We start from the raw sequence: 26,219 nt of genomic DNA, 5'->3' as shown, positions 1-26,219 counted from the left end.
AATTGAATAGTGATAGATTTTAATATTAGTTTTTAAATTAAATGAACTGCTAAAAATACACTCAAATGGTATAGTAAGGTTACTTTGATTATTAAAAAGCGTCGTCTATGTATCGTTTATTTGAGCGGATGACCAATCCGTTTCCGAAAGAGCAACCTTCTCAACCACCTAATAGCTTATTCGCCTTTTGTCGTCATTATACACGAGGCATGGAACTCTCATTGCTATTAATGTCTTTAAGCGCAGCTGCACTCGCGATTCTAGAAGTCTCGCTTTTTAGCTATATGGGGCAATTAGTTGATTGGCTCGGTCAATACACCCCAGATACCTTATTTATTGAGCAGCAGGCTGAGCTTACAAAAATGGCAATTGTGCTGCTGGTAGTATTGCCCATAGTTGTATTTTTTCACTCAGCAGTGTTACATCAAGCGCTACTGGGTAACTACCCTATGTCTATCCGTTGGCTAGCGCACCGTTATTTGCTTCGTCAAAGTGTTAGCTTTTATCAAAACGAATTTGCTGGTCGTATTGCGACAAAAGTCATGCAGACCTCATTAGCTGTTCGTGAGTCAGTGATGAAACTGCTCGATGTACTAATGTATATCGTAGTCTACTTTGGTGCCATGGTATTTTTAGTCGCTGAATCTGACTGGCGTTTGATGCTGCCATTGTTAGTTTGGTTAGTCCTTTATGCTGCAATTCAGATGTATTTTGTGCCCAAACTCAAAAAAGTAGCCAGCTCGCAGGCAGATGCGCGTTCGGAAATGACCGGACGTGTGGTTGATAGTTATACTAACATTTCAACAATCAAATTATTCTCGTATACGCAGCGTGAAGAGCAATACGCAAAAGACAGCATGGATGTGTTTTTACAGCCGGTATATAAGCAGATGCGTTTAGTTACCAGCTTGAACTTTTCTATCAATACTCTTAATTATTTGCTGGTATTTAGCATTGCCGCTTTGTCATTGTATCTGTGGTCTATTAGTGCCATCAGTGTTGGGGCTATCGCTATTGCAGTGAGTTTATCTCTTAGATTAAACGGTATGGCACAATGGATCATGTGGGAGATCAGTAGCCTGTTTGAAAACATTGGTACTGTTGCTGATGGTATGAAAACCCTATCAACGCCGATTGAAGTAGATGATAAAACAAATGCGAGCACCCTTAACGTTGATAAAGGGTCGATAAGCTTTGAGAATGTGCAATTTAACTATGGTAAAGCGGCTAACGAAACCCATCGCGGCCCTGTTATCAATGGCTTAAACCTTGATATAAAACCAGGTGAAAAAATTGGTTTAGTTGGTCGTTCTGGCGCTGGTAAGTCGACCCTAGTGAACTTATTACTGCGCTTTTATGATGTTGACTCGGGCACTATCCGTATTGATGGTCAAAACATCGCTGATGTAAGCCAAGAAAGTTTACGTAAACATATTGCGATGGTGACGCAAGATACCTCGCTGTTACATCGCTCTGTAAAAGACAACATTCTTTATGGCAGGCCAGATGCAACGGAAGAAGAAATGCTCGCTGCTGCAAAGCAAGCTAAGGCACTCGAGTTCATCGAAGACTTAGAAGATAGCAAAGGTAATAAAGGCTTTGCTGCACAAGTCGGTGAGCGAGGTGTGAAGCTTTCAGGTGGTCAGCGACAGCGTATTGCTATTGCCCGTGTACTGTTAAAAGATGCTCCAATTTTGATATTAGATGAAGCAACTAGTGCCCTTGATTCAGAGGTAGAAGCGGCAATTCAATCCAGCTTAGACGATTTAATGACGGGTAAAACGGTTATAGCAATTGCGCATCGCTTATCAACTATTGCACAAATGGATAGACTCATTGTGCTTGATGAAGGTGGCGTGGTTGAACAAGGTTCTCACCAACAATTAATTTCACAAGGTGGCATCTACGCTGCCCTGTGGTCACATCAAACCGGTGGTTTTATTGGTGTTGAGTAATTAAGTTTTTGTTGTATTTAACTAGCTAACTGGTACTTGTATCTTCAAGCTAGTTATTTACAGTTTCAAATATAATTCAACCAGTTGTATGTAAATTAACAATTACGCTGCTTGATTCCACTAATACTAAACGCTAGTATCGACCCTAATATAAACACAAGAAATTAAATTATGAAAAAGTATATTTTGCTTTTTATATTTGCAGCTAGTTTTCAGACTAAGGCAGATACGTACTATCTAGGTGCTGACTATATGCTCAGCGATATTGAAATTAGTAGTGAAAGTGCCAAACCAACTGCTACCTTCTTAAGAGCAGGTGCCAGCAACAATAATATGGCATTTGAGGCACAGTACTTAATATCAAGTGATGACGACAACATTTACAATTTAGAGTTTGAACTTGAAAAAAGCGCCGCCCTCTTTTTTGTTATGCAATCTGATGTGGTTAACGGCTTTGGGCTTGATATTTCATTAGGCTATGCAAAAAACGAAATGATCGTTAATTCAGCATCTGAAAAGCTCCCCACAAATTATAATTATGATGGCTTTGCATGGGGAGTGGCAGTTCACCAGCAGATACCTTATATCAAAAATACACAAGTGAGATTAGCCTACCAATCTTTATTCAAAGGAGACGACGTAGAAATCAGTGGTGTAACACTTGGCCTTACTTACCATTTTTAAATAGCTAATCGAAAGGATTTTCATGAACACGCAGTTGAACGTATCAAAACTTTTCAGTATCTCATTAATTGTTAGCGCTATTTTGGGTTGCGGATCTGAAACTGACTCAACTCAGTTAGCAAAAGAAGTTGAACTTGAAAAGTTACGCCAAGAAGGCACTATCATTGAGTCACTTAGTATTGAAAACTACCAAGTTCGTTTAAAAGAAGGTGACACCCATCAATTGAAAGTAACGGGTATAGATTCAAATGGTGAGTCTAGAGACGTAACCAATGAAATAACCTGGCAAACAAGTGACGAGAGTATTGCTAAAATCAATAGTAATGGCTTGTTAACAGCTCTAAAAAATTCGCCATCTAGCCAAGGGTTAATTACTATATCCGCGACGACTATAAATGATATTAGTGATGAAAAACAAATATCTATTGCAGATGTGGCGGCAGAATCAATTAAATTAAAACAAGTCATTCCTGCAACAGACTCTATCAATACATGCACGCCTGCGAGAGTATCGGCCGATATAACCTACGTTGATGGATATACTGCATTAAATAGCTTGAGAGATATAAACCTAAGTGTCGATGAAAATACTACTGCCAAAATCAATCAGCAAGGCTTTGTATATACATCTGCTGCAGCTGTTGAAAGCACTGTAATTACAGCTGCAATTGGCAATGTTACCGATCAATTATCTGTTGTTGCAGATCCTAGCAATTTAAAAGAAATTAATGTTTCGTTTAATTCGGAACAAGACAGTGAGTTAAACATCAGCGTTGGAGATCGAATCCAACTTGCTGCCAAAGCGGTATATCAAAATGGCAATTCAGAGCAAACAGAAGACATTAGCTCAAGTATCAAGTGGTCTGCAATCAACAGTAACTTTATTGGTTTAACACCAAAAAGTATTGACGATAGTGATTCGACAGCTAGTTTTCTTGCCCTTAAGCCCGGGACCACACAACTATTAGCTGAATGTGGTAATAAGCAAAAGATTACAACAGTACAGATTGAAGGTGACGCTGAACTTGATTCTTTAGAAATTAACGATGGCGCTAGCGAGTATTCAATATCTCCTTTAGGCACTATTGAACTCAAATTGTTCGCGAACTATAGCTCAAATCCAACATCTTTAAATGTAACTGAGTTTGCTAATTGGAGTATTAATAACAGTAACCTAGTAACGACTAAAATAGTAAATGCGGGAACAGCTCAAGCCGCCTACAAGGTTACAAGTACCTCAAATACATTGGGAACAGTATTGATCACAGTTCAATATGACACAGAAATTAGCAGTGTTTTAATGAATATCGAATAGTTACTTTTTCAATTTAAACAACATCAGGTGAGGCATTTAATCTCAATACCTCACCGACCTTTTAGAGTAAACGTAAGCCTATTAACCCCAACATCACCATGTTAGCCATTGCAGCAATTAAAAAGAAGTAGCTTCGTGGGCTCGGGTTCTTTTCGGTTGCTATCATATAATACAAAAGCATATGGATAATTCTGGCGATCACATACACCCATATACAAAGCGCAAATGCACTACTATTCAAGTTTAGAAAAAAACCCAGAAATACTGTCGCTAAGAACAACGGACTATTTTCTAAAGTATTCATAAATGTTCGATGCGAGCGAAACACAAAGCTATCATGACTCAAAGAATTATCTATCTTACCGGGCACTGCGTTTGGCTGCTTTGCTTTACTGACAGCCGCGATTATCCACTGAATAGTCAGCATTATTAGATAAACGTACACAGCAAAATAGGCTGAAAAAGTAAGTACAGGCATTTCTTATATCCTTTATTCAACAACAAGTAAGCCTATATCTTGCAAAAACCCGACCAAAATAACCTATTGATTTATAGATACAATTTTTATCAACTTCAAATGTATTACACCATTACTTCGTAAACTGTATAAATTTTACAATTTCAACATGCTCTTATGTTCTGATGATATCTACAAAGATAATCATCTCTTTTACTTTACCCTAACCTTGAGTCTCTATACCCTTAAGATCTTTTTCTAAAACGTTAGCTGTTTTTCATCTTATTGTTAAAACACTAAACAAATAATAATAAAAGGTTTTATCATGCGTTTAGGTCCCGGACTTCTAGTCACCGCCGCTTTTATTGGCCCAGGAACCATCACTACTGCAAGTGTTGCAGGTGCCAATTTTGGATTTGCACTTATTTGGACGTTATTGTTTTCTGTCATAGCAACTATTTTGTTGCAATCAATGGCTGCCCGTCTCGGCGTAGCTACTGGGCAAGATTTAGCGTCTGCACTTAGGACAACCATTCAAACACCTATTTTTAAAGCACTCGCAGCGATATTAGTGATCAGTGCCATTGGTATTGGTAGTGCTGCCTATGAAGCGGGCAATCTGACTGGTGCAAGTTTAGGGCTGCAAGAAATTATGCCATCTGTCAGCCCAATGTTATGGACACCACTTATTGCAGTATTAAGTGCAGTGCTTTTGTACACTGGCAAACACAAAGTAATTGAAGGTGCGTTAATTGTTTTAGTGGTGTTGATGAGCTTAGTGTTTATATCAACGCTCGTTATGGCCGCTCCACCTCTTAATCAGATATTAAAGGGCTTTATACCGAGCTTACCAAATGATTCAATTACCACGGTACTGGCCTTGATAGGCACAACAATTGTGCCCTATAACCTGTTTTTACATTCAGGAGTACTTGCTGAAAAACACGATAGTTCTAAAAACATTAACAAAGTAATTAAAGAAACGAATCTTGATACCAGTATCTCGATTACTTTAGGAGGTATAATAACCTTAGCCATTCTATCAACGGCATCAGTGGCGTTTTATGGTAGCGATGCAGGAAAAATATCAGCGGCTAATATGGCCGTGCAACTAGAGCCTCTCCTAGGTGGTATGGCACATTATTTCTTTGCTATCGGTTTATGTGCAGCTGGCCTAACTAGCGCAATTACTGCCCCACTTGCTGGTGCTTATGCTGTTTGCGGTATGCTTGGCTGGTCAACACAAATGAGTGATATGCGGTTTAAACTTGTCGCCATTATTATCCTCGTTTTTGGCTCACTTGTCGCATCACTTGGACTTGATCCTGTTGCGGTCATCATCTTTGCGCAAGCGGCTAATGGTTTATTACTCCCAATCGTTACCTGTTACCTTGTTTGGTTAGTTAATCAAAAATCTATCATGAAAGAACACACCAACTCCTTGCTTGTTAACCTTGTAGTCGCCCCGGTACTACTACTTATATTTGGCCTTAGCCTTTATAAACTCAGCAATCTAATTTTTTAAATTTTACTATTAAGACATATGCATTAAAAAGGCCGCAAATGTGCGGCCTTTTTGATATCTAAAGCGCTTATTTTGTGTAAGCGCGTGGCATCGCTGAGTCAGTTGTATAACGATCGCGTAGTTTATCTTGACGCGCTTCTGTTGAAACCTCTTCACCGTTGATCCACATTTTGCTTACGTGTGAGTTAAGCTCAAATGGATCTGCCGACCACATAACTAGATTTGCACGTTTACCTTTAGCAATTGCGCCTGAGTTTAAACCAAAAACATCAGCAATGTTGCTGGTTACTGCACTAAGTGCTCCTTGTTGGCTCATACCATAAGACACTGCATTACCCGCATCAAAACGTAATTGGTAAACATTATGGCTTGAGTCACCGGCAACACCAATAATGACTTTTACACCCGCTTTTTCAAGCTTACCTGCGTTAGCAAGGTTTGCATGTAATGAATCAAAGCTACCCGGTAAGTTTGCCATTGAGCTAATAATCACAGGTACATCAGCTTTTGCTAGCGTATCAGCAACCACGACAGCATCGTCACCACCATGAATCACTAAGTTAATGCCATAGTTTTCTTTTAATTTAACAAGCTCATAAATGTCGGATGCACGCTGAACACTCGCAATCAGAGGCATATCACCAGCAAGTACAGATGCTAGGACTTTTTGCTCTGTTGATGGCTCTTTTTTGTCATCTTTTTTAGCTGACTTTTCGCCTTCAAGCTTGTCGATAAGTGTTTTCATCGACATAGCACGTGAGCCTTTGCTCTTTTCGCCTAGGTGAACAACAAGTGCAACTTGTTTTTTATTTACACTTTCAAAGCTACCAGATAAATCAACTACAGATGCAAGACCCGCAAAGATACTGTCACCGCCGTTTGGTACAATCACATCTTGAGTAATGCCGCCTTTGCGTGCATAAGGGATCAAGCTACTACGTGGGTTGAATGCAAGGCTTGGATCAAAATCGATACCTGCTTTGTCGTCACCACCATCACGTGAACCTGCAACAGCACCCACTTCTACTAGACCTAATTGGTTCATAGTGCCGATAAAGCCAGCAGTCACGATTTGGCCTTTTGCATCAATGGTTGTATCAGCGTTGATAGATGCCGGGTTAATAGCAACAATTTTGCCATCTTCAATAACAACACTTGCGCCTTCTAACACACCTTGCTCTGTTGAAGTGTGTAGTGTTGCATTTACAATCGCTACCGATGCAGCACTTGCTGTCGCAGAAAATAAGCCAGCAGCAACAAGTGACAGCTTTAATGATTTAGTTAATTTTGTCATCAATGTTACTCCTATTTTTGACCTAGCATGAAATCACTTTGTGCTTGGTATTTATCATCATTACGATCATAAACTTTGGCACCATCGATAAATACTTGCTCTGCTTTAGCATAAACACTGAAAGGATTTTGGTTCCAAATAACCACATCAGCTTGCTTACCTGCCTCAAGTGAACCAGTCTTATCATCAATACCCAGCGATTTAGCCGCGTTTGAGGTGATCCATTTGATTGCATGTTGCTCAGAGATGTCATAACCAACATCATTCGCACGGTACATAACTTTACCAGCTTCTTGGTTTAAACGTTGGATTGTTGTATCTGAGTCTGAGTGAACCACTGCACATGAATTTTTAACTGCATCAACAATTGCTACGTTCTCTTGAACCATGTCGTAGGCTTCCATTTTAAAGCCCCACCAATCTGGCCAAAGTGCCGCACAGTTACCATTTTCAGCAAGTAAATCAGCAATTTTGTATGCTTCAACACCGTGATGGAAAGTGCCTGAGTGATAACCGAACTCTTTACCAAGGTCGATCATCATGGCCATTTCTTCTGCTTTATAACAGTGGTTATGAATTAAAATGTCACCTTCTAACACACCAGCTAAAGTATCTAGCTTAATGTCGCGATGAGGTGCTGCAGGGTTTTTACCTGCGGCATAATCACTTTCGTACTTATCCCACTCGCGTTTGTACTCTGTTGCTTCAATCCACGCTGTGCGATAACCCGCCATGTTACCCATACGGGTTGATGGTAAAACGCCTTTACGACCATAAACACGTTTCGGGTTTTCACCACACGCCATTTTTAAACCATATGGTGCATCAGGGAATTTCATACCTTGCATTGTGTGCGAAGGAATATTTTTAAGTGTTACACCACGACCACCAATTAGGTTAGCTGAGCCAGGTAGAATTTGTAATGACGTAATACCACCTTCACGAGCACGGTTGAAACCAGGATCTTGTGGCCATACTGAATGCTCAACCCATACTTCTGCAGTAACTGGGCTGGTCATTTCGTTGCCGTCTTGGTGAGATGCCACTGATGGGGTTGGGTATGCACCTAAATGTGAGTGCACATCAATGATTCCAGGTGTTACCCATTTGCCTTCTGCATCAATCGTTTTGTCAGCTTGTACAGAAAGGTCTTTGCCTACTTGCTGTACTTTGCCATCAACAAAGAAAACATCTGCGTTATCTAAACGTTCACCAGTGCCTGTTAAAACAGTTGCATTAGTGATTAAAGTACTTTGTGATGCAAGTGGCTGATAGGTGCTAGGGTATGGATTTTTATTAATTGAGACTTTTGGATCTTGTGGGCCATTGTCTTGGCAGCCCGCTAAAGCGACACCAAGCGCCATAACCAACAAGGATGGTGCAAATTTTTGCATTCTTACGTTCCTCTTTTTTATTATTAGATTACTTTAACTAATTGTTAACTTTAATGCGACTAAACGAGGCCAGTCACCAATATTCAAGACGAATAACCAGCCTCACAGGACACTATTTCTTTATGTAGTTGTTATATAGCTGCTCTAACGCACCTTCAGTAGTTAAACTAGGATCTTTGTTGATAAAATGTTTCACAGTCCGAGTTACGAAGTCAGAGTTTTGTTTATGCTGCTTCGCAAAGCTTTTGATTAGAGAATCAGCGTCATTAGCTGCTGTAACCTTTTCGTGCCTATGCCGGTATTGGCTTAAAGCACGATTAAAATCACCATTATAATCCTCAACCACTAGCTTATAAAATTCAGTACGATCTACATTCAAATCATTAATGCAATAATTGAGCGCGTCTTTAAAGTCATAAAAGACTTTGCCTTGCACATCAAATTCAGCACGCTTTTCGCGAATTGTTACGTTGGCATCTTCGGTTGCATAACTATAACCTTGGAATGCAATTCGCTCTGCAGCCTCAGCGCCTAACTTCATACCAGCTTTTATGCTGTGCACAAATTCATCACTCATATCGTGAAGTTCGCTTTCATGCCACATGTGATAAATTCTTAATGCTTTAGCGTATTTTGCTGAAAGTTTCTTTTTTAGTTTTGTAACTCGCCCATCAATGGTCAATACACGCTCGTTATGCAGTAATGCAAAGCATTCATAACAAGTTGGAATTGATATAAATTCAGCCTCTTCGCCCAAATCTATAATGCTTTGCAGCATATGTAGTGGCGGACAAAAATCTCGCTCAGTTGCTTCACAACCACAATAAAAACATTGATTAAAGTGTTTTGATTCAGATGCATAGGCTTGTTGATAATAGCCTGCTAATTTTGTGGTCACTCATGCTCCTTATACTCTGATTTGCCTTTTTAAGAAAAGGTAGAGTTAATACTTAAATGTAACAGCCACGTAAAAATTAAGCCTTTAATACGAGCTAAAACACGTTTTAATAAAATAAATGAAAAAGATTTCAGCCTATTTGTGTCAAAATTCACACTTTAAAATAGCACTTATCAAGCGGTTAGTTTTGCTTGTTCACATCTACATACTTACTTACATCTTGTCGATTTTCATTAACAGCAATTGTTCTTGTTTAGCGTAATACTTTAAACGTGCCCAGCAAACAGGAAGTGTGAAGTATCCATAAAAGCGAGGTTGCACATACTAAACGTAATACGGACAACAACTGGAGAGAAAGATGAATACGTTAACTACAGCACTAGGTACAGCATTAATTTTAGGTTCTTCACTAGCAGCAACTGATGCAAGTGCAGCACAATTTGTCGCCGCAGATGACTCAGTTGGCACGCAAGCCTGTATGGCCATTGCCTCTAACAAAACATTAAACGTATCAAGCACAATGCGCGATCTACGCTTGAGCAAACGCGTAATGACAGAAAAGCTACTTTGCAATGATATGTCGACAGATAAGTTTGCAAGCACTTATGGTTTTCATAACTCAGCAAAATACTTAAATTTTGAAACAGCTACAAAAACAACTATCCAGGATATCGCTAAAGTATCTGATGACACAGTGATTGTTGTTGCTGGTTCAAAATAATGATTAATTCACTGTAGCAGGTCTTTAAAGGCCTGCTACAAGCTTCTTCATTATACTAGCGCAGCGATTAGGCCAAATAAGCCACCAAACACCCCACCCCAAATCACTAACCAACCTAAATGTTCTTTGATCATGGTTTGAATGATATCTTTTACCATTGTTGGCGTAAGCTCATTCAAACGCTCATCAACTAAACGCTCAACTGTACTATGTAAAGAGCCACCAAGATGAGAGTTGGCAAATAGCTTTTCATCAAGAATCATTTTAAATTCGTCGCTTTTTGAAATATCAATCACCGCTGCTTTCATTTTATCAATGAAAGGTTCACGCATTGGCTCTAGCGCATCACGCCCACCGAACATTGAAAGCATGCCGCCAAATTGTGAGTTTTCGATGACCTCAATTAAAGAATCATAAGCCGGACTGAGGTTAACTTCACTAATCACAGGCTCTAAATCAATGTTTGGTTTTGCTAAAGCCATCACCTGATCGATTTTCTCTTCAGCGAAGAATTCTGTCATCACCAAGTTGCGGATAGCGACTTTAAAAGAGGCAAACTTTAATGTTATGACCCCTGAGCCATATAAAAATGGTACTTTTTCGAATAGCATGTGTATAGCAAGCCAGTTTGTTACTGCGCCCGATAACGCAAATAAACCAACAGAAAGTACTATTGCTTGTTCAAATAAAAACCCGACTAATACTAATGCAAACGCCACTAAATTAGTAATGAGACTTTTATTCATCTGACCCCTCATAAATACTTCGATAAACTTTAATAATATTAACGCTATGGGTTTGTTAATTCATCGTCTTTTTGCCATAGTTTAACTATATGGTTAAAAGGCGAACAAAATTATGTGGAATTCAGTGAATGAACAGATTAGCCAAGCGATGCATTTTGATTTTAAGCATACCTTTAAACGCCAATTAAAATCGCCAAATAACGACAGATACTTCCAAATTGGTGATGATTTACATCACTTCTTTGTGAAAGTATCTCATTTGAGTGATCTTGAGCGCTTAGAATGCGAAGCCTTGAACCTTAAGCTTTTAACTCAAGAAAGCCTATTTATGATCCCAGATTGCATAACAACAGGTTGCAACATAGAGTTTTCATTTATGGTGCTTGAATGGTTAGAGCTTGATAAACAGCCTCATAATAATACTAATTGGCATGAAATGGGTGAGTATCTTGCCAATTTGCACCAAAAACATACTCAAGCCATGTTCGGCTTCGATAACGACAACTTTCTTGGCTCAACTCTACAACCTAATCGCTGGCACAAAAAATGGGATGTATTTTTTGCTGAAGAACGAATAGGTTGGCAATTACAGCTATTACAAGAAAAAGGCATAGAGCTTGTCGATCAAGATACCTTTATTGCCTTTGTTAAAGATGCTCTGCATAGCCATGTTGTTGAGCCTTCATTATTACACGGTGATTTTTGGCGCCGGAATATGGGCTTTTATAATAATGTACCTAGTGTGTTTGACCCTGCTTGTTATTATGGTGATCGGGAATGCGATATTGCAACGAGCGAGCTTTATGCCCCACTCCCCGATAGCTTTTATGATGCCTATAACGATATCTACCCACTGCAGGTAGGTTACGAGCATCGTAGAGCTATTTACCAACTATACCCAATGCTCAATAATGCCAACATATTTGCCGGGCACTATCTTACTGAAGCAAAACAACATATTCAGCAGCTACTAAAATAACCGCGAAATCACTGTAAAATGGATGTCATAAACTACTAAACGTGACTATATTTATCTTATAAGGCGTATAAACAAAGATGCTAGCCGTTTGTTGTAGCACTACGCTTATAAACAATTCGGTTAGTGAGTTATACCAATCTGATTAAATCTACATTCATTTTTTATGTTTTAGAGTTTAATTCAGATTGCAATTTAACGAACTCAGGCATGCCTGATTAAGGTAAAAGCTGATGAAAGACCATTACACACAACGGATTTCATGCCCTCATTGTGGTCACCACATTCATGTGGCACTTGATGCTAGCGACGGCGACCAAGACTATTATGAAGATTGCAGTGCATGCTGCAACCCTATCCATTTGAATATGCATATAGATTACGCACACAATAAACTTGAGTTACATGTCGATAGCGATGACGAGCAAATTTTTTAATTTGCTCGTTTTATATATCTATACTTATTTTGCTTGTTGCTCTAGATAATTTTCGACCGTATTAATAATGGTATAAGTTTGCTGATCGACTTCAATATTTAACTTATCGCCTTCGCAATAGTTATCTAGATTGGTAATAGCCAGTGTTTCTGGGATCAAGTGCAGCCAAAAGCCCAGCTCATCTACTTCACCTACGGTGAGGCTTGCACCGTTAACACTCACAAATCCCTTATACAACACGTATTTTTGCAACTCTTTTGCTAATGATAATTGCATTTTACAGTTATCTTGAAGGTGGTTAATTGACAGTATTTCGGCCATACAATGAATGTGGCCCGACACGATATGGCCTCCCAGTTCAGTACCAAAGGTCACTGAGCGCTCAAAATTCACCGTATCATTTAAAGTTAACATACCTAGGTTGGTCAACTTTAATGTTTCATCAATCACATCAAAATCAATAACACAGCTACCAAGGGAGTCAGAGTCAAACTTAACGACGGTTAAACAGCAGCCATTAACGGCAATGCTTGCACCAATATTCAGATTTTCAGCAAATTGCTGCCCTACTTTTAATGATAGCCTTAGCACACCACCTTGATTATTAGCCTTAACCACAACAGCTTGCGTTTGCACAATTCCAGTGAACATCGCTTTCTCTTTTCTTCATTAAATAGATAACTGCGATTTTTATTGATCTATGAATAGATTACAATGGCTGCCTGTTTATTTAGTCGTGTAAATTATGTCTTTTTGTAGTTGGGAAGCCAAAAGGTTAATTTCGTTAGCCATTCCAGTATTTTTGGCACAAGTAACGCTTATTTTAATGACGGTTGTTGATACCGTGATGGCTGGCCAAGTAAGTGCAACGGACTTGGCGGCGCTCTCTATTGCAACGGGTATTTGGAATCCGTTAATGCTCGCACTGCAGGGCATTTTATTGGCTTTAACTGGCATTATTGCGCAGTTTGCTGGCTCAAATGATAAACAAGGTATTAGCCACTACTTTCAACAAGGATTATATCTTGCCCTAATACTCGCTATTATTGGTTTAGGGCTAGCAAGCCTTGCTGATACCGTGCTTGTTCAACTTGATACCTCACAGTCTATTACCCATTTAGCCGAGCAATATATTCATTTTGTTAAATGGGGGATTTTCGGTTTTTTACTTTTCAGTGTATATCGCAATATTACTGAAGGTATGGGTATGACCAAACCTGCTTTTTACATTAGCTTAATTGGTTTAGCGGTAAATATTCCAGCAAATTACGTGTTTATACATGGTAAGTTAGGTTTTCAAGCCTATGGTGGCGCTGGCTGTGGTATTGCCACCGCACTAGTATTTACAGCAATGGCGCTAACTCAGGTTGTTTATTGTCACTTTAGTAAAAAGGTTGATGCCAAAGCATTGTTAGCAAATTTTACCGGACCTAAACCTGCGACATTATGGACCATCACCAAAGTAGGTATCCCAATTTCTTTGGCCACGTTTTTTGAAGTAACCTTATTCGCTTGTATTCCGCTGTTTATAGCGCATCTGGGAGCAGTTGCCGTTGCGGGTCATCAAATTGCAGCAAGTGTTACTACATTACTGTTTATGATGCCGTTGAGCCTATCAATTGCAATTAGCATACGAATAGGTAACCTATTTGGCCAACAACATTATCAACAGTTAAGAAATGCTGTTAATACCAGTTATATTTTAGCGGCGATAATCGCTTTTATGCTGGCAAGTGTGACCTTCTTTGCGCGAGATATTATTAGCCAATTGTATTCTGACAACCCTGAAGTATTGGCTCTTGCTTCTTCAATAATGGTGTTAGCTTGCATCTATCAATTACCTGATGCATTGCAAGTTTCTGCCAATGGTATTTTACGAGGGTTAAAATACACGGCACCAATTGGTTATATCACCTTTGTATCGTATTGGTTGATCGGCTTTGCGCTTGGCTTCGTACTTGCTCGTACAGATTTAATTGTTCCAGCGATGGGCCCTCATGGCTTTTGGATAGGTATTATTGTGGGTTTAAGTGCCGCTGCAATTATGTTGATGTTCACTGTTCATAGGCGATTTAAACATGCACCTTTTTTGCAAAACCAATAGCCTTGTAAATTCTATTATCGCAATAGCGTGCACGGCACTTATTGCCTGCACGCCCTCTTCGGGCGATGTAAATCACACCTACGCACAAAGATTAGAAAACGTGCTCAAAACTGATAGTTTTAAGCTATCTAAACCGAGTACACTGAACGTTAAGCATTTCGCTTATGATAACGATGAAAAAGCAACTATTGGCATGCTCGAGCTTGCACAGTTACGACAGTGTAAGCTATCTACACTCATCGCTGAGCATAATAACCAGCTTGGTAAAACGGCAACACCCGCTAATATTCTAAGTTATCAGATTAAATTTTTACAAAGCGCAAATGAGTGTTTAGAAAGCTTTGAAAAACAAGATGAATTGTTTGAAAAAATAAAACTTACTGCCGCACAAAAACAAGCAAACCTTCCTAACTACTTTAAAGCTATGCTGCTAAACGAAAGCGAATTTAAACAAAGCTGGCAGCTAAGTTCGACATACATCGATGAAAACTCAGCAGGTTTTAGTGAAACCGTGAGCGCGATGGAGCAGATTGCTAAATTAAACAATAAAATTAATACCGGTAGAATAAACGATATAGACCCAGAGCAAATCATTAGCCAATTAGAAGTGTTAAACCGTTTTAAATATAACAAGTTGTTAATATCGGCGGCACGCGCGCAAACACATTACAATCAGCAATTAACACAACAACTTATGCAGTACTCAAAAGATGATCTCTGCCCTGCCAATAAGAATAAACAAAAGGCACAAACGCTAAGTAATGTATTTAAAAAATTCTATTTAGAGCAATTACAACCTTATCAATCATTCTTGGTGGGTAGATTAGAAACCCTACAACCGCTTTATCATCAAATATGGCGTGACACTGAAATGGACCATTTTGTGGATAGCGAAAGTAATGACGCAATTTTACACCGCCTTAAACAGTCTGCTAAAAGCCATGTTTCTTGGTGGCAAGATTTCTATCGAGCGTGCGAAATTAGTCCGTTATGAATAAAAAACCAGCACTTAGCACAAAAATAGCTAAAGCTGCTTGATTCACACAACTAGTCGCTATATATTAGCCTCCGTTGTTTAGCCACGCTAACAACTATTCAAATCAAAATACAACCGTAGCTCAGTTGGTTAGAGCACTACCTTGACATGGTAGGGGTCGGTGGTTCGAATCCACTCGGTTGTACCATGATTTAGGTATAACTAAAGGAAAGAGCACTACTACACTTAATGGCCCGGTCCAAAGGTCGGTAGTTCAAATACACTCGGTTGTACCAATCTTGATTTTTATTTCAGTACGACCGTAGCTCAGTTGGTTAGAGCGCTACCTTGACATGGTAGAGGTCGGTGGTTCGAATCCACTCGGTCGTACCAATTCTATTTTTCCTTATTTAAAATATCCCGTAGCTCAGTTGGTTAGCGCACTACCACTCTCTATGACCCGGTCCAAAGGTCAGTAGTTCAAATCTACTCGGTCGTACCAATTCTTTTTTTTCTTATTTAAAATATCCTGTAGCTCAGTTGGTTAGCGCACTACCGCTCTCTACGACCCGCTCCAAATTCGGTGGTTCGAATCCACTCGGTCGTACCAATTCTATTTTTCCTTATTTAAAATATCCCGTAGCTCAGTTGATTAGAGCACTACCACTCTCTATGACCCGGTCCAAAGGTCAGTAGTTCAAATCTACTCGGTAGTACCAATTCTATTTTTTCTTATTTAAAATATCCTGTAGCTCAGTTTATTAGCGCATCCCAGCTCTCTCTGACCCACATCTAATTTAACAAGGCAAATAGAGGTATAAAAAAGCGAGCAACCTGCTCGCTTTTCTATACTTGGCTTTTTTCATCACCTATAAACTTACATTTAGCGACCAATTATCAGTGCGCCACCTTGGGCTAATAAGTTTAAGCTCAACTTACCACTGTTACTCACTTTTACTTTCTTGATACCAGCACTGCCATCTTTTTTATCAAACAACAGGGTGATTTTTTTGCCCGCTAACATAGGCAAATCGATATCTAATGTTTTGGCTTTATTTTCACCATTAATAGCTGCTACCCACCATGTTTGCTGATGACGCCTTGCGATAGTTGCATCTTGACCTGGCTGGCCAGCGATATAACGTGTTTCATCCCATACCGTTGGCATCGCCTTTAAAGTATCAATAACAAATTGAGGTTGTTCTGCAAGGTTATTTGGCGTCAGGCCAAAATGTTGCACAGGTGATTGATAAAGCACACCTGTTGCCAGTTCAAATGTATCTGTGGTTTTACGAATAGTGCCGACTGTTTGATCTTGAGATAAGCGTTTGTTTAAAAACACTGGGGCAAAATCCATAGCGCCAATAGCATTACGGGTGAACGGTAAAATTGTCGCGTTATAGGCATGTAAATCTAACGAATTTTGATGAAAAACAAGGTTCTCCGATGCTAGAACCGCTTCAGATGTGACGAAGTTAGGATACATTCTTTCCCAACCACGCGGAATGGTACTGCCGTGAAAAGTGATCACTAAACCGTACTGATTAGCATCCGTTAAAATATTTTCATAAAGTTTGATAGTTTCTTGTTTGTCGCCACCAAAAAAGTCAACTTTCAGGCCTTTAACGCCAATGCTTTGTAGCCAAGCCATTTCATTTCTTCTTATAGGCGCGGTATTCATTCTATTCTTTGGTGTTTGTGGTGCATCATTCCACCAGCCATTTGAGTTGTACCACAATATAACATCAACGCCTTTACTATTGGCGTATTCGACTAATTTAGCCATTCTGTCACGACCAATGTTTTGATCCCAACCACTATCGATTAATACATATTCAAAATTTAGAGATGCAGCGAGATCTATAAATTTTACTTGGTCGTCATAGTTAATACTTGGATCTTGCCATACGATCCAGCTCCATGTTGAGCGCCCCATAGTATATTCTTGATTTGCTTGATAAAGCGGTTTAACCAGATCAAATGCGACTGTTGACTCAACAATAGGCTTTAAACTGGTCCCTAAAGTAATAGTACGCCAAGGAGTCATTGCAGGCATAGACATAGCTGCGTAGGTTGCTCCAATACCATTATTCTCACCGGCTTGAGGAAATGAAACTCGATAAATACCGTCTTTCGTGCCTTCGCTCAATTTTGAGCCTACATAATGGCTATCTACACCAGTTTCAGAAATTAAAAGCCAACCTTTATCGCTATTTTTAAATAAAGCAGGAAAGGTATACCCCACGCCATTCGCTGACGGTGTGCCAAGAGCTTCATTAAAGGTGTAAGGCTCTTCGTAACTTGGTTTTGTTTGCATCCAGCCTGTTTCAGGTAAGGCTTGCGGGCTAATAAATGTAGTTGCATCGTCGGGTAAATTAAAAGCACTATATTCAGATAGCACCTTGATTCGGGTATCTGTTTCAACACCCGTGACTTGGTAACGAAATGCAACATCGTGATCAGAAACATTAAACTGCACACCAAGCACTCTACCATCTTTGTTTTCAAACTGTACTTTTAAGGTGTTCGCGGTGTAGTTTATTTCACTCGCCTTTGCATTATGCAGCTTATAACTCTCTTTTATAGAAGCCGTTTTATGGCTCTTATATTTTAAACTTTGTGAAAGGTCGCCAAGGTTAGTATTTAAACCAAGCTGAGATGGTTCCAAAAATACTTGCTTGCCATAAGTTACACTATAAACAATTTGGTTTTGCTGTTCTTCAAGCTTGACTGTTAATTGTCCATCAGGACTTGTAAGACTAAGCGGTAGTTGTGCGTGAGCAAGCAAAGAGCTTACTAGCAGTGAAATATAGATACTTGATTTTATCATTATTGTTGTCCTTAAGCTGCAAAAAACCCGCTAAATAATATCATAATACAAATTGATTGTTTTGTTATTCTAGCCCATTTATGTGTGCAGTGATCGAAAAACGCACTAGCCTAGTAAATAATGTTACAGTTAATTGGTTGTATATTTACTACAAAAGACTAAGCTTTATTTAAATAACAAAAACTTAGACAATTTATGAAACTACTGACCGTGTTTTTATTATTTGCTTCATTTCAAGCCTTTGCAGGCCTAACGGCTGTCAGCTTTCAAAAAAATGGCGAAATAGCGACTGAAGAAGCTGTTCGTTTTAACGGTGGTTATGGTTATAACCTAGATGCAAATCATGTTTTAAAACTAGTAACCTTAGATTGGCCTCCCTATATTGATGAAAACCTATGTAACAAAGGTTGGTTATTCCAATTCACAGTGGGCTCCCTATTAGAGAAAGGCTATGGCGTACATATTAGTTTTTACCCTTGGGCACGTGCTGTTAGAGAGGCTGAATTAGGCCGAGCTGACATTCTCTTTCCGGAATACTTCATCGAAGACAATGTGGTATCTGATAATTTTCTCAACAAAACCCGCAACGATTTACTCGCTTTGAGTCATGCTATTCCTGGAGGTGATTTATCATTCGTTGCATTAAAAGGAAATCAAATTCCATTTAATGGTGACTTAAACTCAGTAAAAGACCTACCTATTGGTGTGGTCCGTTCATATAAAAACACCAAAGAATTAGATGCCATGATTGATAATAAAGAGATCGATACAATCGTCGCAAATAATGAATACCAGTTAATCCACCTCTTACTAAGTAATCGAGTCAGCTTGATTGTGGCAGACCTTGAGGTACTAAAAGCAAGCATATATAAGTCTGAATTATCAATGAATGGTAAACAGCAAATGCTAGAATCACTCGTAGCGCTAGAACCTAAACTTGAATACAAACCACTGTATTATTCTGTCAGTAAATCAACACCACACTGGCAAAAGGTTTTAAAAGACTTAAATGATGAAATTGAGTTGATGCAAGCCAGCGGCAAGTTTGACGAGTTTATACAAGGTATGAAACAACAATGCTACGCAAACGATAAAGCGGCGTAAACGCCGCTTTATTTTGAAAGTATTGTGCTCTATTGCGGCACTCTAACCCACCCTTCCATAAGCACTCGAGCACTTCGACTCATACTTGCTTTTGTGACTTGCCAATTACCATCAACAAGTGTTGCAGCAGCACCCACTTTTAATGTGCCAGAAGGGTGACCAAAGTTTACCTCCTGACGCTCACCACCACCTGCAGCAAGGTTCACCAAGGTACCAGGAATGGCAGCAGCGGTACCTATTGCAACAGCAGCCGTGCCCATCATGGCATGGTGCAATTTACCCATCGACATAGCGCGTACCACTAAATCAATATCAGTATCACTGACAACTTTACCGCTTGATGCATGATAGGTTTTTGCCGGTGCAACCCATGCTACTTTTGGTGTATGTTGGCGAGCTTTAGCTTCATCAAGATGAGAAATTAGCCCCATTTTCAACGCCCCGTAGGCGCGAATAGTTTCTAATTTATCAAGTGCTGATGCATCAGCGTTTATTGCCTCTTGAAGCTCAGTTCCATCATAACCAATTTCGCTGGCGTTTATGAACACAGTTGGGATACCCGCATTGATCATCGTCGCAGACAACATACCAATACCCGGAACTTCAAGTTCATCAACTAAATTACCTGTTGGAAATAATGCGCCTTCACCATCTGCTGGGTCCATAAATTCAAGTTTTACTTCTGCAGCAGGAAATGTCACGCCATCAAGCTCAAAATCACCGGTTTCTTGCACTTCGCCATTGGTAATTGGCACATGTACTATTATGGTTTTACTTATATTGACTTGCCATACTTTAACTTCAACAATGCCATTTTCAGGAATTTTACTGGCATCTACAAGACCATTAGATACTGCAAAAGCCCCTACTGCTGAGGTTAAATTACCGCAGTTACCGCTCCAATCAACGAACGCTTTATCGATAGCAACTTGACCAAATAAATAATCAACATCGTGGTTAGGTTTATCACTTTTCGATAAAATTACAGTTTTGCTCGTACTTGAGGTTGCACCACCCATACCGTCAGTTTGTTTTTGGTAAGGATCAGGGCTACCAATCACACGTAATAACAAGTTGTCGCGTGCTTCACCTGCCACTTGGGCAGGCTCAGGTAAATCAGTTAAGTTAAAGAACACCCCTTTACTGGTACCGCCACGCATATAGGTTGCTGGCACCTTTATTTGTGGTTTAAACGTCATAGTTTAGTGCTCCTCAGATTCTAAGAAATCCTGCGCGAAACGTTGCAGCACGCCCCCTGCTGAATAGATTGATACTTCTTCAGCGGTATCTAAACGACAAGTCATAGGTACTTCTACGGTTTCACCGTTAGCACGTGTAATAACAAGTGTAAGCGTAGCTCCAGGTGTTGGCTCACCTTTCACGCTAAAGGTCTCACTACCATCAATACCTAATGTAGTTCGTGTCGTGCCGGCTTTAAATTCTAGCGGTAATACGCCCATACCAATCAGGTTAGTGCGGTGAATACGTTCAAAACCTTCGGCTGCAATAACTTGAACACCTGCAAGGCGTACACCTTTAGCTGCCCAGTCACGTGATGAGCCTTGGCCATAATCGGCACCTGCCACAATGATAAGCGGTTGTTTACGCTGCATGTAGGTTTCGATTGCTTCCCACATACGAGTCACTTTACCTTCTGGTTCAATGCGAGCGTATGAACCTTGCTTTACTTCACCATTCTCTTTAACCATTTCATTCAGTAACTTAGGGTTGGCGAATGTAGCGCGTTGCGCTGTTAAATGGTCGCCTCGGTGAGTAGCATACGAGTTAAAATCTTCTTCAGGAAGGCCCATTTTAGCTAGGTACTCACCAGCAGCACTTGACGCTAAAATCGCATTTGAAGGCGATAAGTGGTCAGTGGTGATGTTGTCGCCTAGTACGGCTAATGCACGCATATCAGTAAGAGAACGCTCACCTGCTAACGCCCCCTCCCAATATGGTGGTCGACGAATATAAGTACTTTGTGGACGCCATTGATAAAGCGGATCGTTGTCTTCGCCATAATCAACACTTAAGTCGAACATTGGCTCATAAACCTTTTTAAACTGCTCAGGTTTAACACTTTGTTTGATCACTGCATCAATTTCTTCATCGCTTGGCCATAAATCCATTAGGCGAATTTCGTTACCTTCCTGATCATGCCCTAATACATCTTTTTCGATATCAAAACGAATAGTACCAGCAATGGCATAAGCAACAACCAGTGGCGGTGAAGCTAAGAATGCTTGTTTTGCATATGGATGAATACGACCATCAAAATTACGGTTACCCGAAAGTACAGCTGTTGCGTATAAATCACGGTCAATTACTTCTTGCTGAATTTTTGGATCTAGCGCACCGCTCATGCCGTTACACGTCGTACATGCAAAGGCAACAATACCAAAGCCAAGTTGCTCAAGCTCAGGTAACAAATTAGCTTCTTCTAGGTAAGATTTCACCGCTTTAGAGCCCGGTGCCAGTGATGTTTTAACCCATGGCTTACGGGTTAAACCTTTGGCGTTGGCATTACGTGCAAGTAAACCTGCAGCAATAACGTTGCGTGGGTTACTTGTATTCGTACAACTTGTGATTGCTGCGATAATACACGCGCCATCAGGCATTAAGCCTTCTTCATTTTCAACAACACCAGTAATACCCGCTTTATCAAGTTCGCTGGTTGCAACACGGCGATGTGGATTAGATGGACCCGCAATATTTCGACCTACAGATGACAAATCAAAGGTTAATACACGCTCATATTCTGCCGTTTTTAGACTATCACTCCAAAGACCAGTTTCTTTTGCATAGATTTCGACTAGCTTAACTTGCTCTTCTTCACGGCCAGTCAAACGTAGGTAATCAAGCGTATTGTCATCGATGTAGAACATCGCAGCAGTTGCACCAAACTCTGGTGTCATATTTGAGATAGTTGCTCTATCACCCAGTGTCAGTGCCTCGGCACCTTCACCATAAAATTCAAGATAGGTCGAAACGACTTTTTCATTGCGTAAAAATTCGGTGATCGCTAATACAATATCGGTTGCAGTAATACCCGGTTGTGGTTTACCTGTCAGCTCAACCCCCACAATATCAGGTAAACGCATGTAAGATGCGCGGCCAAGCATCACGCTTTCAGCTTCAAGACCACCTACACCAACTGCAATAACACCTAGTGCATCCACCATTGGTGTATGGCTATCTGTACCAACCAGTGTATCTGGGAAAGCCACACCGTCACGTTTTTGGATCACAGGCGACATTTTCTCTAAATTAATTTGATGCATAATGCCGTTACCCGGCGGTATCACATCAATATTTTTAAATGCTGTTTTCGTCCAATTAATAAAGTGGAATCGGTCATCGTTCCGACGGTCTTCAATAGCACGGTTTTTTTCGAAGGCATCTGGCTCAAAACCTGCGTGTTCAACAGCTAATGAATGATCAACAATTAACTGAGTTGGTACCACAGGATTTACTTTTGCAGGATCTCCCCCTTTTGCAGCAATCGCATCACGAAGGCCGGCTAAATCAACTAACGCTGTTTGACCTAAGATATCGTGACATACTACGCGTGCAGGAAACCATGGAAAGTCTAAATCACGTTTTCTTTCAATCAATTGCGAAAGTGCATCATTAAGCATTTCAGGTTCACAACGACGCACTAAGTTTTCGGCAAGGACACGTGATGTATAAGGAAGTGTGGCATAGCTGCCCGGTTTAATTGCATCAACAGCAGCGCGAGTATCAAAATAATCGACCCCAGTGCCTGCTAATGGTTTTCTAAAATTTGTATTCATGATGATTCTACTTGTACTTGGTGACGGTGAATAAAGGTGGGCTGATTATTTTTATTATTCTTACGCCCCTTCATAAAGGGGCAGCTAAGCTACCCCTATCACTGATTTAATTAATGATTAGCGCTCTGAAATTGGCGTATAGCTTCGCGCTTCTGGTCCCGTATAATCAGCACTTGGGCGAATAATACGGTTATTAGCACGTTGCTCTTTCACGTGTGCAGTCCAACCAGTTACACGACTCATCACGAAAATTGGCGTAAATAACTTAGTTGGAATACCCATGAAGTGATACGCAGATGCATGGAAGAAATCAGCATTACAGAATAATTTCTTTTCACGCCACATAACTTCTTCACAGCGAACAGAGACAGGATAGAGAACATCATCACCCACTTCGGCAGCCAGTTTTTCAGACCATTTTTTGATGATCACGTTACGTGGATCTGATTCACGGTAAATAGCGTGACCAAAGCCCATAATCTTGTCTTTACGTTCAAGCATACCCATTAGCGCCTCTTCAGCTTGATCTGCACTTGTAAAGCCTTCAATCATATCCATAGCCGCTTCGTTAGCACCACCATGTAATGGACCACGTAAGCTACCAATAGCCCCCGTTACACAAGAGTGAATATCTGACAATGTTGATGCACATACACGCGCAGTAAATGTCGATGCATTGAACTCATGCTCTGCGTATAGAATTAATGAGACATTCATTACTTGCTCAAATAATGCCGATGGCGCTTTATCGTGCAATAAATTTAAGAAATGTGCGCCTACCGAATCATCATCAGTCTCAGTTTCAATCCGAACGCCGTCATGGCTAAAGCGATACCAATAACAAATAATACTTGGGAATACGGCAACTAGGCGGTCAATCGCATCATTCGCCTCAGAGAAATCATGCTCCATTTCTAGGTTACCTAGCATTGAACAACCAGTACGCATTACATCCATTGGGTGCGCGTCTTTAGGAATGTTCTCAAGCACTGTTTTTAGTTCATCTGGTAAACCACGTAGTGATTTTAGCTTTGCTTTATATTCTGTAAGCTCAGACTCTGTTGGTAATTCACCACGCGACAATAAAAAAGATACTTCTTCAAACTGTGCTTTCTCTGCTAATTCGCTAATATCATAACCACAATATGTTAAACCTGAACCTGATTTACCTACTGTACACAGTGCTGTTTCACCTGCTACTTGACCACGTAAACCTGCGCCGCCTAATGCTTTATCTACCATGAGTGTTCTCCTTATATGTTGTCGTTATGATTTTTTAGCTGAGAAAAGATTATCTAGTGTGTTTTCATATGAGTGATAATCTAAAAACTCATATAATTCCGCACGTGTTTGCATGTTGTCTACTTGGCTTTGTTGCGAGCCTTCGCTAAGAATAGACGAATACACATTAAGTGCAGCTTTGTTCATAGCTCTAAATGCACTTAGTGGATAAAGTACAATTTCAACACCCACTTCGCTTAATTGCTCAGCTGTATATAGCGGTGTCTGGCCAAACTCAGTGATGTTCGCAAGAATTGGAACATTTAACGCTTTAGCAAATGCTTGGTAGTCGGCTAAATCATGCACAGCTTCTGCAAAGATTGCGTCGGCACCTGCTTCAACACATGCAGCAGCGCGGTCAATGGCCGCATTTAAACCTTCTTTTTGGAATGCATCAGTACGTGCCATGATGTAAAAATCGCTATCAGTTTTCGCATCTACCGCAGCTTTAATACGGTCAACCATTTCATCTTTTGACACGATTTCTTTATTAGGGCGATGACCACAACGTTTTTGTGCAACTTGGTCTTCAATATGGAAACCTGCAGCACCTGCCTTAGTCATTTCTTTCACTGTGCGTGCAATATTAAATGCACCACCCCAGCCTGTATCAGCATCAACTAGAAGTGGTAAGTCGGTAGCGCTGGTAATTCGACGAATATCTTCAAGTACGTTATCTAAGCTTGTCATACCTAAATCTGGCATGCCGTATGATGCGTTAGCAACACCTGCACCTGAGAGGTAAAGTGCTTGGTGACCTGTTTTTTCTGCCATCATTGCGCAGTACGCATTGACGGTGCCAACCACTTGTAGTGGCTTATTGTTTGCGATTGCCTGTTTGAACTTTAATCCTGCTGACATTGGATAACTCCTATCTTTGAACGGTTTCAGCTCTTTGGCTGAATCTAATTTTTAAATCTAAATTATGACTGTTTAACGACTGCACTACTGTTTTTTTGCTGCTAGTAAGTCAAACTTAGTCTGAATATTTGCCTGAGACGCACTTATGTGGCGCTTCATAAGCATTTCTGCTAATTCCCCGTCATGGTTTTCAATAGCATTGATAATTGCCAAGTGTTCATCAAATGCTTTTGATACACGTGGCCCAACCATACCCATTTGTACACGGTACATACGAATTAACTGGTACAACTCATTACATAAAAGATGAATTAGGTGCGCGTTTTTAGAGCCTTTAATAATGCGATAATGAAAATCAAGGTCGCCCGCTTCTTGGTAGTATGATTCACCTTCTTTTACACGCTGTGTTTGTAAATGCTGGTTCAATAACTGCTTTAAACCCTGCACTTCTTCAGGCTCCATGTTGTCGGCAGCTAACCGACAAGCCAGCCCTTCTAGAGCACTACGTACCTGATATACTTCGATTAAACGCTCAGCAGTCAGTGCTACAACACGACAACCGACATTCGCTTTACGCTCTACCAAATAACAGCTTTCTAAACGATTTAATGCTTCTCTTAAGGTGGCACGACTTACACCATAGCGTTTCGCTAATTCTGGCTCAGAAATTTTGCTACCCTGCTCAATGGTGCCTTGTACAATTTCACGACGCATGTCGACAAACACTTGGTCTGATGCAGTTGTGATCGTGATATCGTTGTAGTTATCGTTGGCTTTTTGCTCTGTCATAAATAAGTCTATCAAAGTACTAAATTAGGATTGTCGACAATTTGTAAGTTCACTATGCGCTCTAACATGAAAAGTGTC

Annotated in this window: 22 protein-coding genes and 2 tRNA genes; 12 read left to right on the top strand and 12 right to left on the bottom strand. The window is 40.2% G+C overall.

Going from position 1 to position 26,219, the window contains the following annotated elements; genetic code table 11:
* Positions 1 to 107: 107 nt before the first annotated feature.
* From QUE86_RS15325 to QUE86_RS15315, 3 genes are all read left to right on the top strand, one after another.
* Positions 108 to 1,955, top strand: a complete 1,848-nt coding sequence (locus QUE86_RS15325) for an ABC transporter ATP-binding protein (protein WP_286258244.1) — start codon at positions 108 to 110, stop codon at positions 1,953 to 1,955.
* Positions 1,956 to 2,126: 171 nt separating this feature from the next.
* Positions 2,127 to 2,639 carry a porin family protein gene (locus tag QUE86_RS15320; RefSeq protein ID WP_135924377.1) on the top strand — a complete coding sequence of 171 codons (513 nt, stop codon included), beginning with the start codon at positions 2,127 to 2,129 and terminating at the stop codon, positions 2,637 to 2,639.
* Positions 2,640 to 2,661: 22 nt separating this feature from the next.
* Entirely contained in the window at positions 2,662 to 3,954 is a 1,293-nt protein-coding gene (locus QUE86_RS15315; protein WP_130051585.1) for an Ig-like domain-containing protein, read from the top strand.
* A gap of 61 nt (positions 3,955 to 4,015) precedes the next feature.
* Here the strand turns inward: QUE86_RS15315 and QUE86_RS15310 are convergent, their stop codons facing one another.
* Positions 4,016 to 4,432, bottom strand: a complete 417-nt coding sequence (locus QUE86_RS15310; protein WP_178926916.1) for an MAPEG family protein — start codon at positions 4,430 to 4,432, stop codon at positions 4,016 to 4,018.
* A gap of 304 nt (positions 4,433 to 4,736) precedes the next feature.
* Between QUE86_RS15310 and QUE86_RS15305 the strand changes: the two genes are divergently transcribed.
* On the top strand, positions 4,737 to 5,936 hold the full coding sequence (locus tag QUE86_RS15305) for an Nramp family divalent metal transporter (RefSeq protein WP_130051587.1): 1,200 nt from the start codon (positions 4,737 to 4,739) through the stop codon (positions 5,934 to 5,936).
* Positions 5,937 to 6,003: 67 nt separating this feature from the next.
* On the opposite strand, the gene QUE86_RS15300 is transcribed toward QUE86_RS15305, so the two are convergent.
* From QUE86_RS15300 to QUE86_RS15290, 3 genes are all read right to left on the bottom strand, one after another.
* A complete protein-coding gene (locus tag QUE86_RS15300) occupies positions 6,004 to 7,230 on the bottom strand; it encodes an amidohydrolase family protein (RefSeq protein ID WP_239977258.1) in 1,227 nt (408 codons plus the stop codon).
* A gap of 11 nt (positions 7,231 to 7,241) precedes the next feature.
* Positions 7,242 to 8,624 (bottom strand): amidohydrolase, encoded by a 1,383-nt coding sequence (locus QUE86_RS15295; RefSeq protein WP_130051589.1) that lies wholly within the window; start codon positions 8,622 to 8,624, stop codon positions 7,242 to 7,244.
* Between the two features lie 112 nt (positions 8,625 to 8,736).
* Entirely contained in the window at positions 8,737 to 9,522 is a 786-nt protein-coding gene (locus tag QUE86_RS15290) for a hypothetical protein (RefSeq protein WP_167657727.1), read from the bottom strand.
* Between the two features lie 358 nt (positions 9,523 to 9,880).
* Between QUE86_RS15290 and QUE86_RS15285 the strand changes: the two genes are divergently transcribed.
* The gene (locus tag QUE86_RS15285; RefSeq protein ID WP_286258237.1) at positions 9,881 to 10,243 is read left to right on the top strand and encodes a DUF3718 domain-containing protein; all 363 of its coding nucleotides are present in this window, start codon (positions 9,881 to 9,883) and stop codon (positions 10,241 to 10,243) included.
* 50 nt (positions 10,244 to 10,293) lie between these two features.
* Here QUE86_RS15285 and QUE86_RS15280 read toward each other — a convergent pair whose 3' ends face one another.
* On the bottom strand, positions 10,294 to 10,989 hold the full coding sequence (locus QUE86_RS15280) for a DUF445 domain-containing protein (protein WP_167657729.1): 696 nt from the start codon (positions 10,987 to 10,989) through the stop codon (positions 10,294 to 10,296).
* A 112-nt stretch (positions 10,990 to 11,101) separates the two neighbouring features.
* On the opposite strand from QUE86_RS15280, the gene QUE86_RS15275 reads away from it, so the two are divergent.
* Both QUE86_RS15275 and QUE86_RS15270 read left to right on the top strand, forming a co-directional pair.
* Complete coding sequence (locus QUE86_RS15275; protein ID WP_286258234.1) at positions 11,102 to 11,968, top strand: fructosamine kinase family protein; 867 nt, start codon at positions 11,102 to 11,104, stop codon at positions 11,966 to 11,968.
* 230 nt (positions 11,969 to 12,198) lie between these two features.
* Positions 12,199 to 12,402, top strand: a complete 204-nt coding sequence (locus QUE86_RS15270) for a CPXCG motif-containing cysteine-rich protein (protein WP_130051594.1) — start codon at positions 12,199 to 12,201, stop codon at positions 12,400 to 12,402.
* 24 nt (positions 12,403 to 12,426) lie between these two features.
* On the opposite strand, the gene QUE86_RS15265 is transcribed toward QUE86_RS15270, so the two are convergent.
* Entirely contained in the window at positions 12,427 to 13,053 is a 627-nt protein-coding gene (locus QUE86_RS15265) for a riboflavin synthase subunit alpha (RefSeq protein ID WP_286258232.1), read from the bottom strand.
* A 94-nt stretch (positions 13,054 to 13,147) separates the two neighbouring features.
* On the opposite strand from QUE86_RS15265, the gene QUE86_RS15260 reads away from it, so the two are divergent.
* The 4 genes from QUE86_RS15260 (at position 13,148) to QUE86_RS15245 (ending at position 15,875) form a co-directional block, all read left to right on the top strand.
* Entirely contained in the window at positions 13,148 to 14,506 is a 1,359-nt protein-coding gene (locus QUE86_RS15260; RefSeq protein WP_167657732.1) for an MATE family efflux transporter, read from the top strand.
* A 100-nt stretch (positions 14,507 to 14,606) separates the two neighbouring features.
* Entirely contained in the window at positions 14,607 to 15,500 is an 894-nt protein-coding gene (locus tag QUE86_RS15255; RefSeq protein ID WP_286258229.1) for a DUF3080 family protein, read from the top strand.
* Positions 15,501 to 15,613: 113 nt separating this feature from the next.
* Positions 15,614 to 15,690 (top strand) — tRNA-Val (locus QUE86_RS15250).
* Between the two features lie 108 nt (positions 15,691 to 15,798).
* A tRNA-Val gene (locus tag QUE86_RS15245) sits at positions 15,799 to 15,875 on the top strand.
* Between the two features lie 490 nt (positions 15,876 to 16,365).
* Here QUE86_RS15245 and QUE86_RS15240 read toward each other — a convergent pair.
* Positions 16,366 to 18,312 (bottom strand): glycoside hydrolase family 97 protein, encoded by a 1,947-nt coding sequence (locus tag QUE86_RS15240; protein ID WP_286258227.1) that lies wholly within the window; start codon positions 18,310 to 18,312, stop codon positions 16,366 to 16,368.
* A gap of 195 nt (positions 18,313 to 18,507) precedes the next feature.
* On the opposite strand from QUE86_RS15240, the gene QUE86_RS15235 reads away from it, so the two are divergent.
* On the top strand, positions 18,508 to 19,416 hold the full coding sequence (locus QUE86_RS15235) for a substrate-binding periplasmic protein (protein ID WP_130051599.1): 909 nt from the start codon (positions 18,508 to 18,510) through the stop codon (positions 19,414 to 19,416).
* A 29-nt stretch (positions 19,417 to 19,445) separates the two neighbouring features.
* Here QUE86_RS15235 and prpF read toward each other — a convergent pair whose 3' ends face one another.
* From prpF to QUE86_RS15210, 5 genes are all read right to left on the bottom strand, one after another.
* Entirely contained in the window at positions 19,446 to 20,615 is a 1,170-nt protein-coding gene (prpF, locus tag QUE86_RS15230) for a 2-methylaconitate cis-trans isomerase PrpF (protein WP_286258226.1), read from the bottom strand.
* Positions 20,616 to 20,618: 3 nt separating this feature from the next.
* A complete protein-coding gene (gene acnD, locus QUE86_RS15225; RefSeq protein ID WP_286258224.1) occupies positions 20,619 to 23,210 on the bottom strand; it encodes a Fe/S-dependent 2-methylisocitrate dehydratase AcnD in 2,592 nt (863 codons plus the stop codon).
* Positions 23,211 to 23,327: 117 nt separating this feature from the next.
* On the bottom strand, positions 23,328 to 24,452 hold the full coding sequence (prpC, locus tag QUE86_RS15220; protein WP_286258222.1) for a bifunctional 2-methylcitrate synthase/citrate synthase: 1,125 nt from the start codon (positions 24,450 to 24,452) through the stop codon (positions 23,328 to 23,330).
* Between the two features lie 24 nt (positions 24,453 to 24,476).
* Entirely contained in the window at positions 24,477 to 25,352 is an 876-nt protein-coding gene (gene prpB / locus QUE86_RS15215) for a methylisocitrate lyase (RefSeq protein ID WP_130051603.1), read from the bottom strand.
* 84 nt (positions 25,353 to 25,436) lie between these two features.
* Positions 25,437 to 26,141: a GntR family transcriptional regulator gene (locus QUE86_RS15210; RefSeq protein ID WP_130051604.1), complete on the bottom strand. Its 705-nt coding sequence runs from the start codon at positions 26,139 to 26,141 to the stop codon at positions 25,437 to 25,439.
* Positions 26,142 to 26,219 lie beyond the last annotated feature (78 nt).

Origin of the sequence: Pseudoalteromonas apostichopi (assembly GCF_030297135.1) — a bacterium.
Lineage (GTDB): Bacteria > Pseudomonadota > Gammaproteobacteria > Enterobacterales > Alteromonadaceae > Pseudoalteromonas > Pseudoalteromonas apostichopi.
The sequence above is the reverse complement of the archived record's forward strand: the minus strand, read 5'-3'. Positions and strand labels throughout refer to the sequence as shown.

What these genes read in the sequence shown, in the direction of transcription:
- QUE86_RS15270 (WP_130051594.1), top strand. Translation starts at nt 12,199, where the DNA reads ATGAAAGACCATTACACACAACGGATTTCATGCCCTCATTGTGGTCAC.
- acnD (WP_286258224.1), bottom strand. Translation starts at nt 23,210, where the DNA reads ATGAATACAAATTTTAGAAAACCATTAGCAGGCACTGGGGTCGATTAT.
- QUE86_RS15295 (WP_130051589.1), bottom strand. Translation starts at nt 8,624, where the DNA reads ATGCAAAAATTTGCACCATCCTTGTTGGTTATGGCGCTTGGTGTCGCT.
- QUE86_RS15275 (WP_286258234.1), top strand. Translation starts at nt 11,102, where the DNA reads ATGTGGAATTCAGTGAATGAACAGATTAGCCAAGCGATGCATTTTGAT.
- QUE86_RS15285 (WP_286258237.1), top strand. Translation starts at nt 9,881, where the DNA reads ATGAATACGTTAACTACAGCACTAGGTACAGCATTAATTTTAGGTTCT.
- QUE86_RS15325 (WP_286258244.1), top strand. Translation starts at nt 108, where the DNA reads ATGTATCGTTTATTTGAGCGGATGACCAATCCGTTTCCGAAAGAGCAA.
- QUE86_RS15265 (WP_286258232.1), bottom strand. Translation starts at nt 13,053, where the DNA reads ATGTTCACTGGAATTGTGCAAACGCAAGCTGTTGTGGTTAAGGCTAAT.
- prpC (WP_286258222.1), bottom strand. Translation starts at nt 24,452, where the DNA reads ATGGTAGATAAAGCATTAGGCGGCGCAGGTTTACGTGGTCAAGTAGCA.
- prpF (WP_286258226.1), bottom strand. Translation starts at nt 20,615, where the DNA reads ATGACGTTTAAACCACAAATAAAGGTGCCAGCAACCTATATGCGTGGC.
- QUE86_RS15300 (WP_239977258.1), bottom strand. Translation starts at nt 7,230, where the DNA reads ATGACAAAATTAACTAAATCATTAAAGCTGTCACTTGTTGCTGCTGGC.
- QUE86_RS15305 (WP_130051587.1), top strand. Translation starts at nt 4,737, where the DNA reads ATGCGTTTAGGTCCCGGACTTCTAGTCACCGCCGCTTTTATTGGCCCA.
- QUE86_RS15210 (WP_130051604.1), bottom strand. Translation starts at nt 26,141, where the DNA reads ATGACAGAGCAAAAAGCCAACGATAACTACAACGATATCACGATCACA.
- QUE86_RS15260 (WP_167657732.1), top strand. Translation starts at nt 13,148, where the DNA reads ATGTCTTTTTGTAGTTGGGAAGCCAAAAGGTTAATTTCGTTAGCCATT.
- QUE86_RS15320 (WP_135924377.1), top strand. Translation starts at nt 2,127, where the DNA reads ATGAAAAAGTATATTTTGCTTTTTATATTTGCAGCTAGTTTTCAGACT.
- QUE86_RS15280 (WP_167657729.1), bottom strand. Translation starts at nt 10,989, where the DNA reads ATGAATAAAAGTCTCATTACTAATTTAGTGGCGTTTGCATTAGTATTA.
- QUE86_RS15310 (WP_178926916.1), bottom strand. Translation starts at nt 4,432, where the DNA reads ATGCCTGTACTTACTTTTTCAGCCTATTTTGCTGTGTACGTTTATCTA.
- QUE86_RS15240 (WP_286258227.1), bottom strand. Translation starts at nt 18,312, where the DNA reads ATGATAAAATCAAGTATCTATATTTCACTGCTAGTAAGCTCTTTGCTT.
- QUE86_RS15315 (WP_130051585.1), top strand. Translation starts at nt 2,662, where the DNA reads ATGAACACGCAGTTGAACGTATCAAAACTTTTCAGTATCTCATTAATT.
- prpB (WP_130051603.1), bottom strand. Translation starts at nt 25,352, where the DNA reads ATGTCAGCAGGATTAAAGTTCAAACAGGCAATCGCAAACAATAAGCCA.
- QUE86_RS15235 (WP_130051599.1), top strand. Translation starts at nt 18,508, where the DNA reads ATGAAACTACTGACCGTGTTTTTATTATTTGCTTCATTTCAAGCCTTT.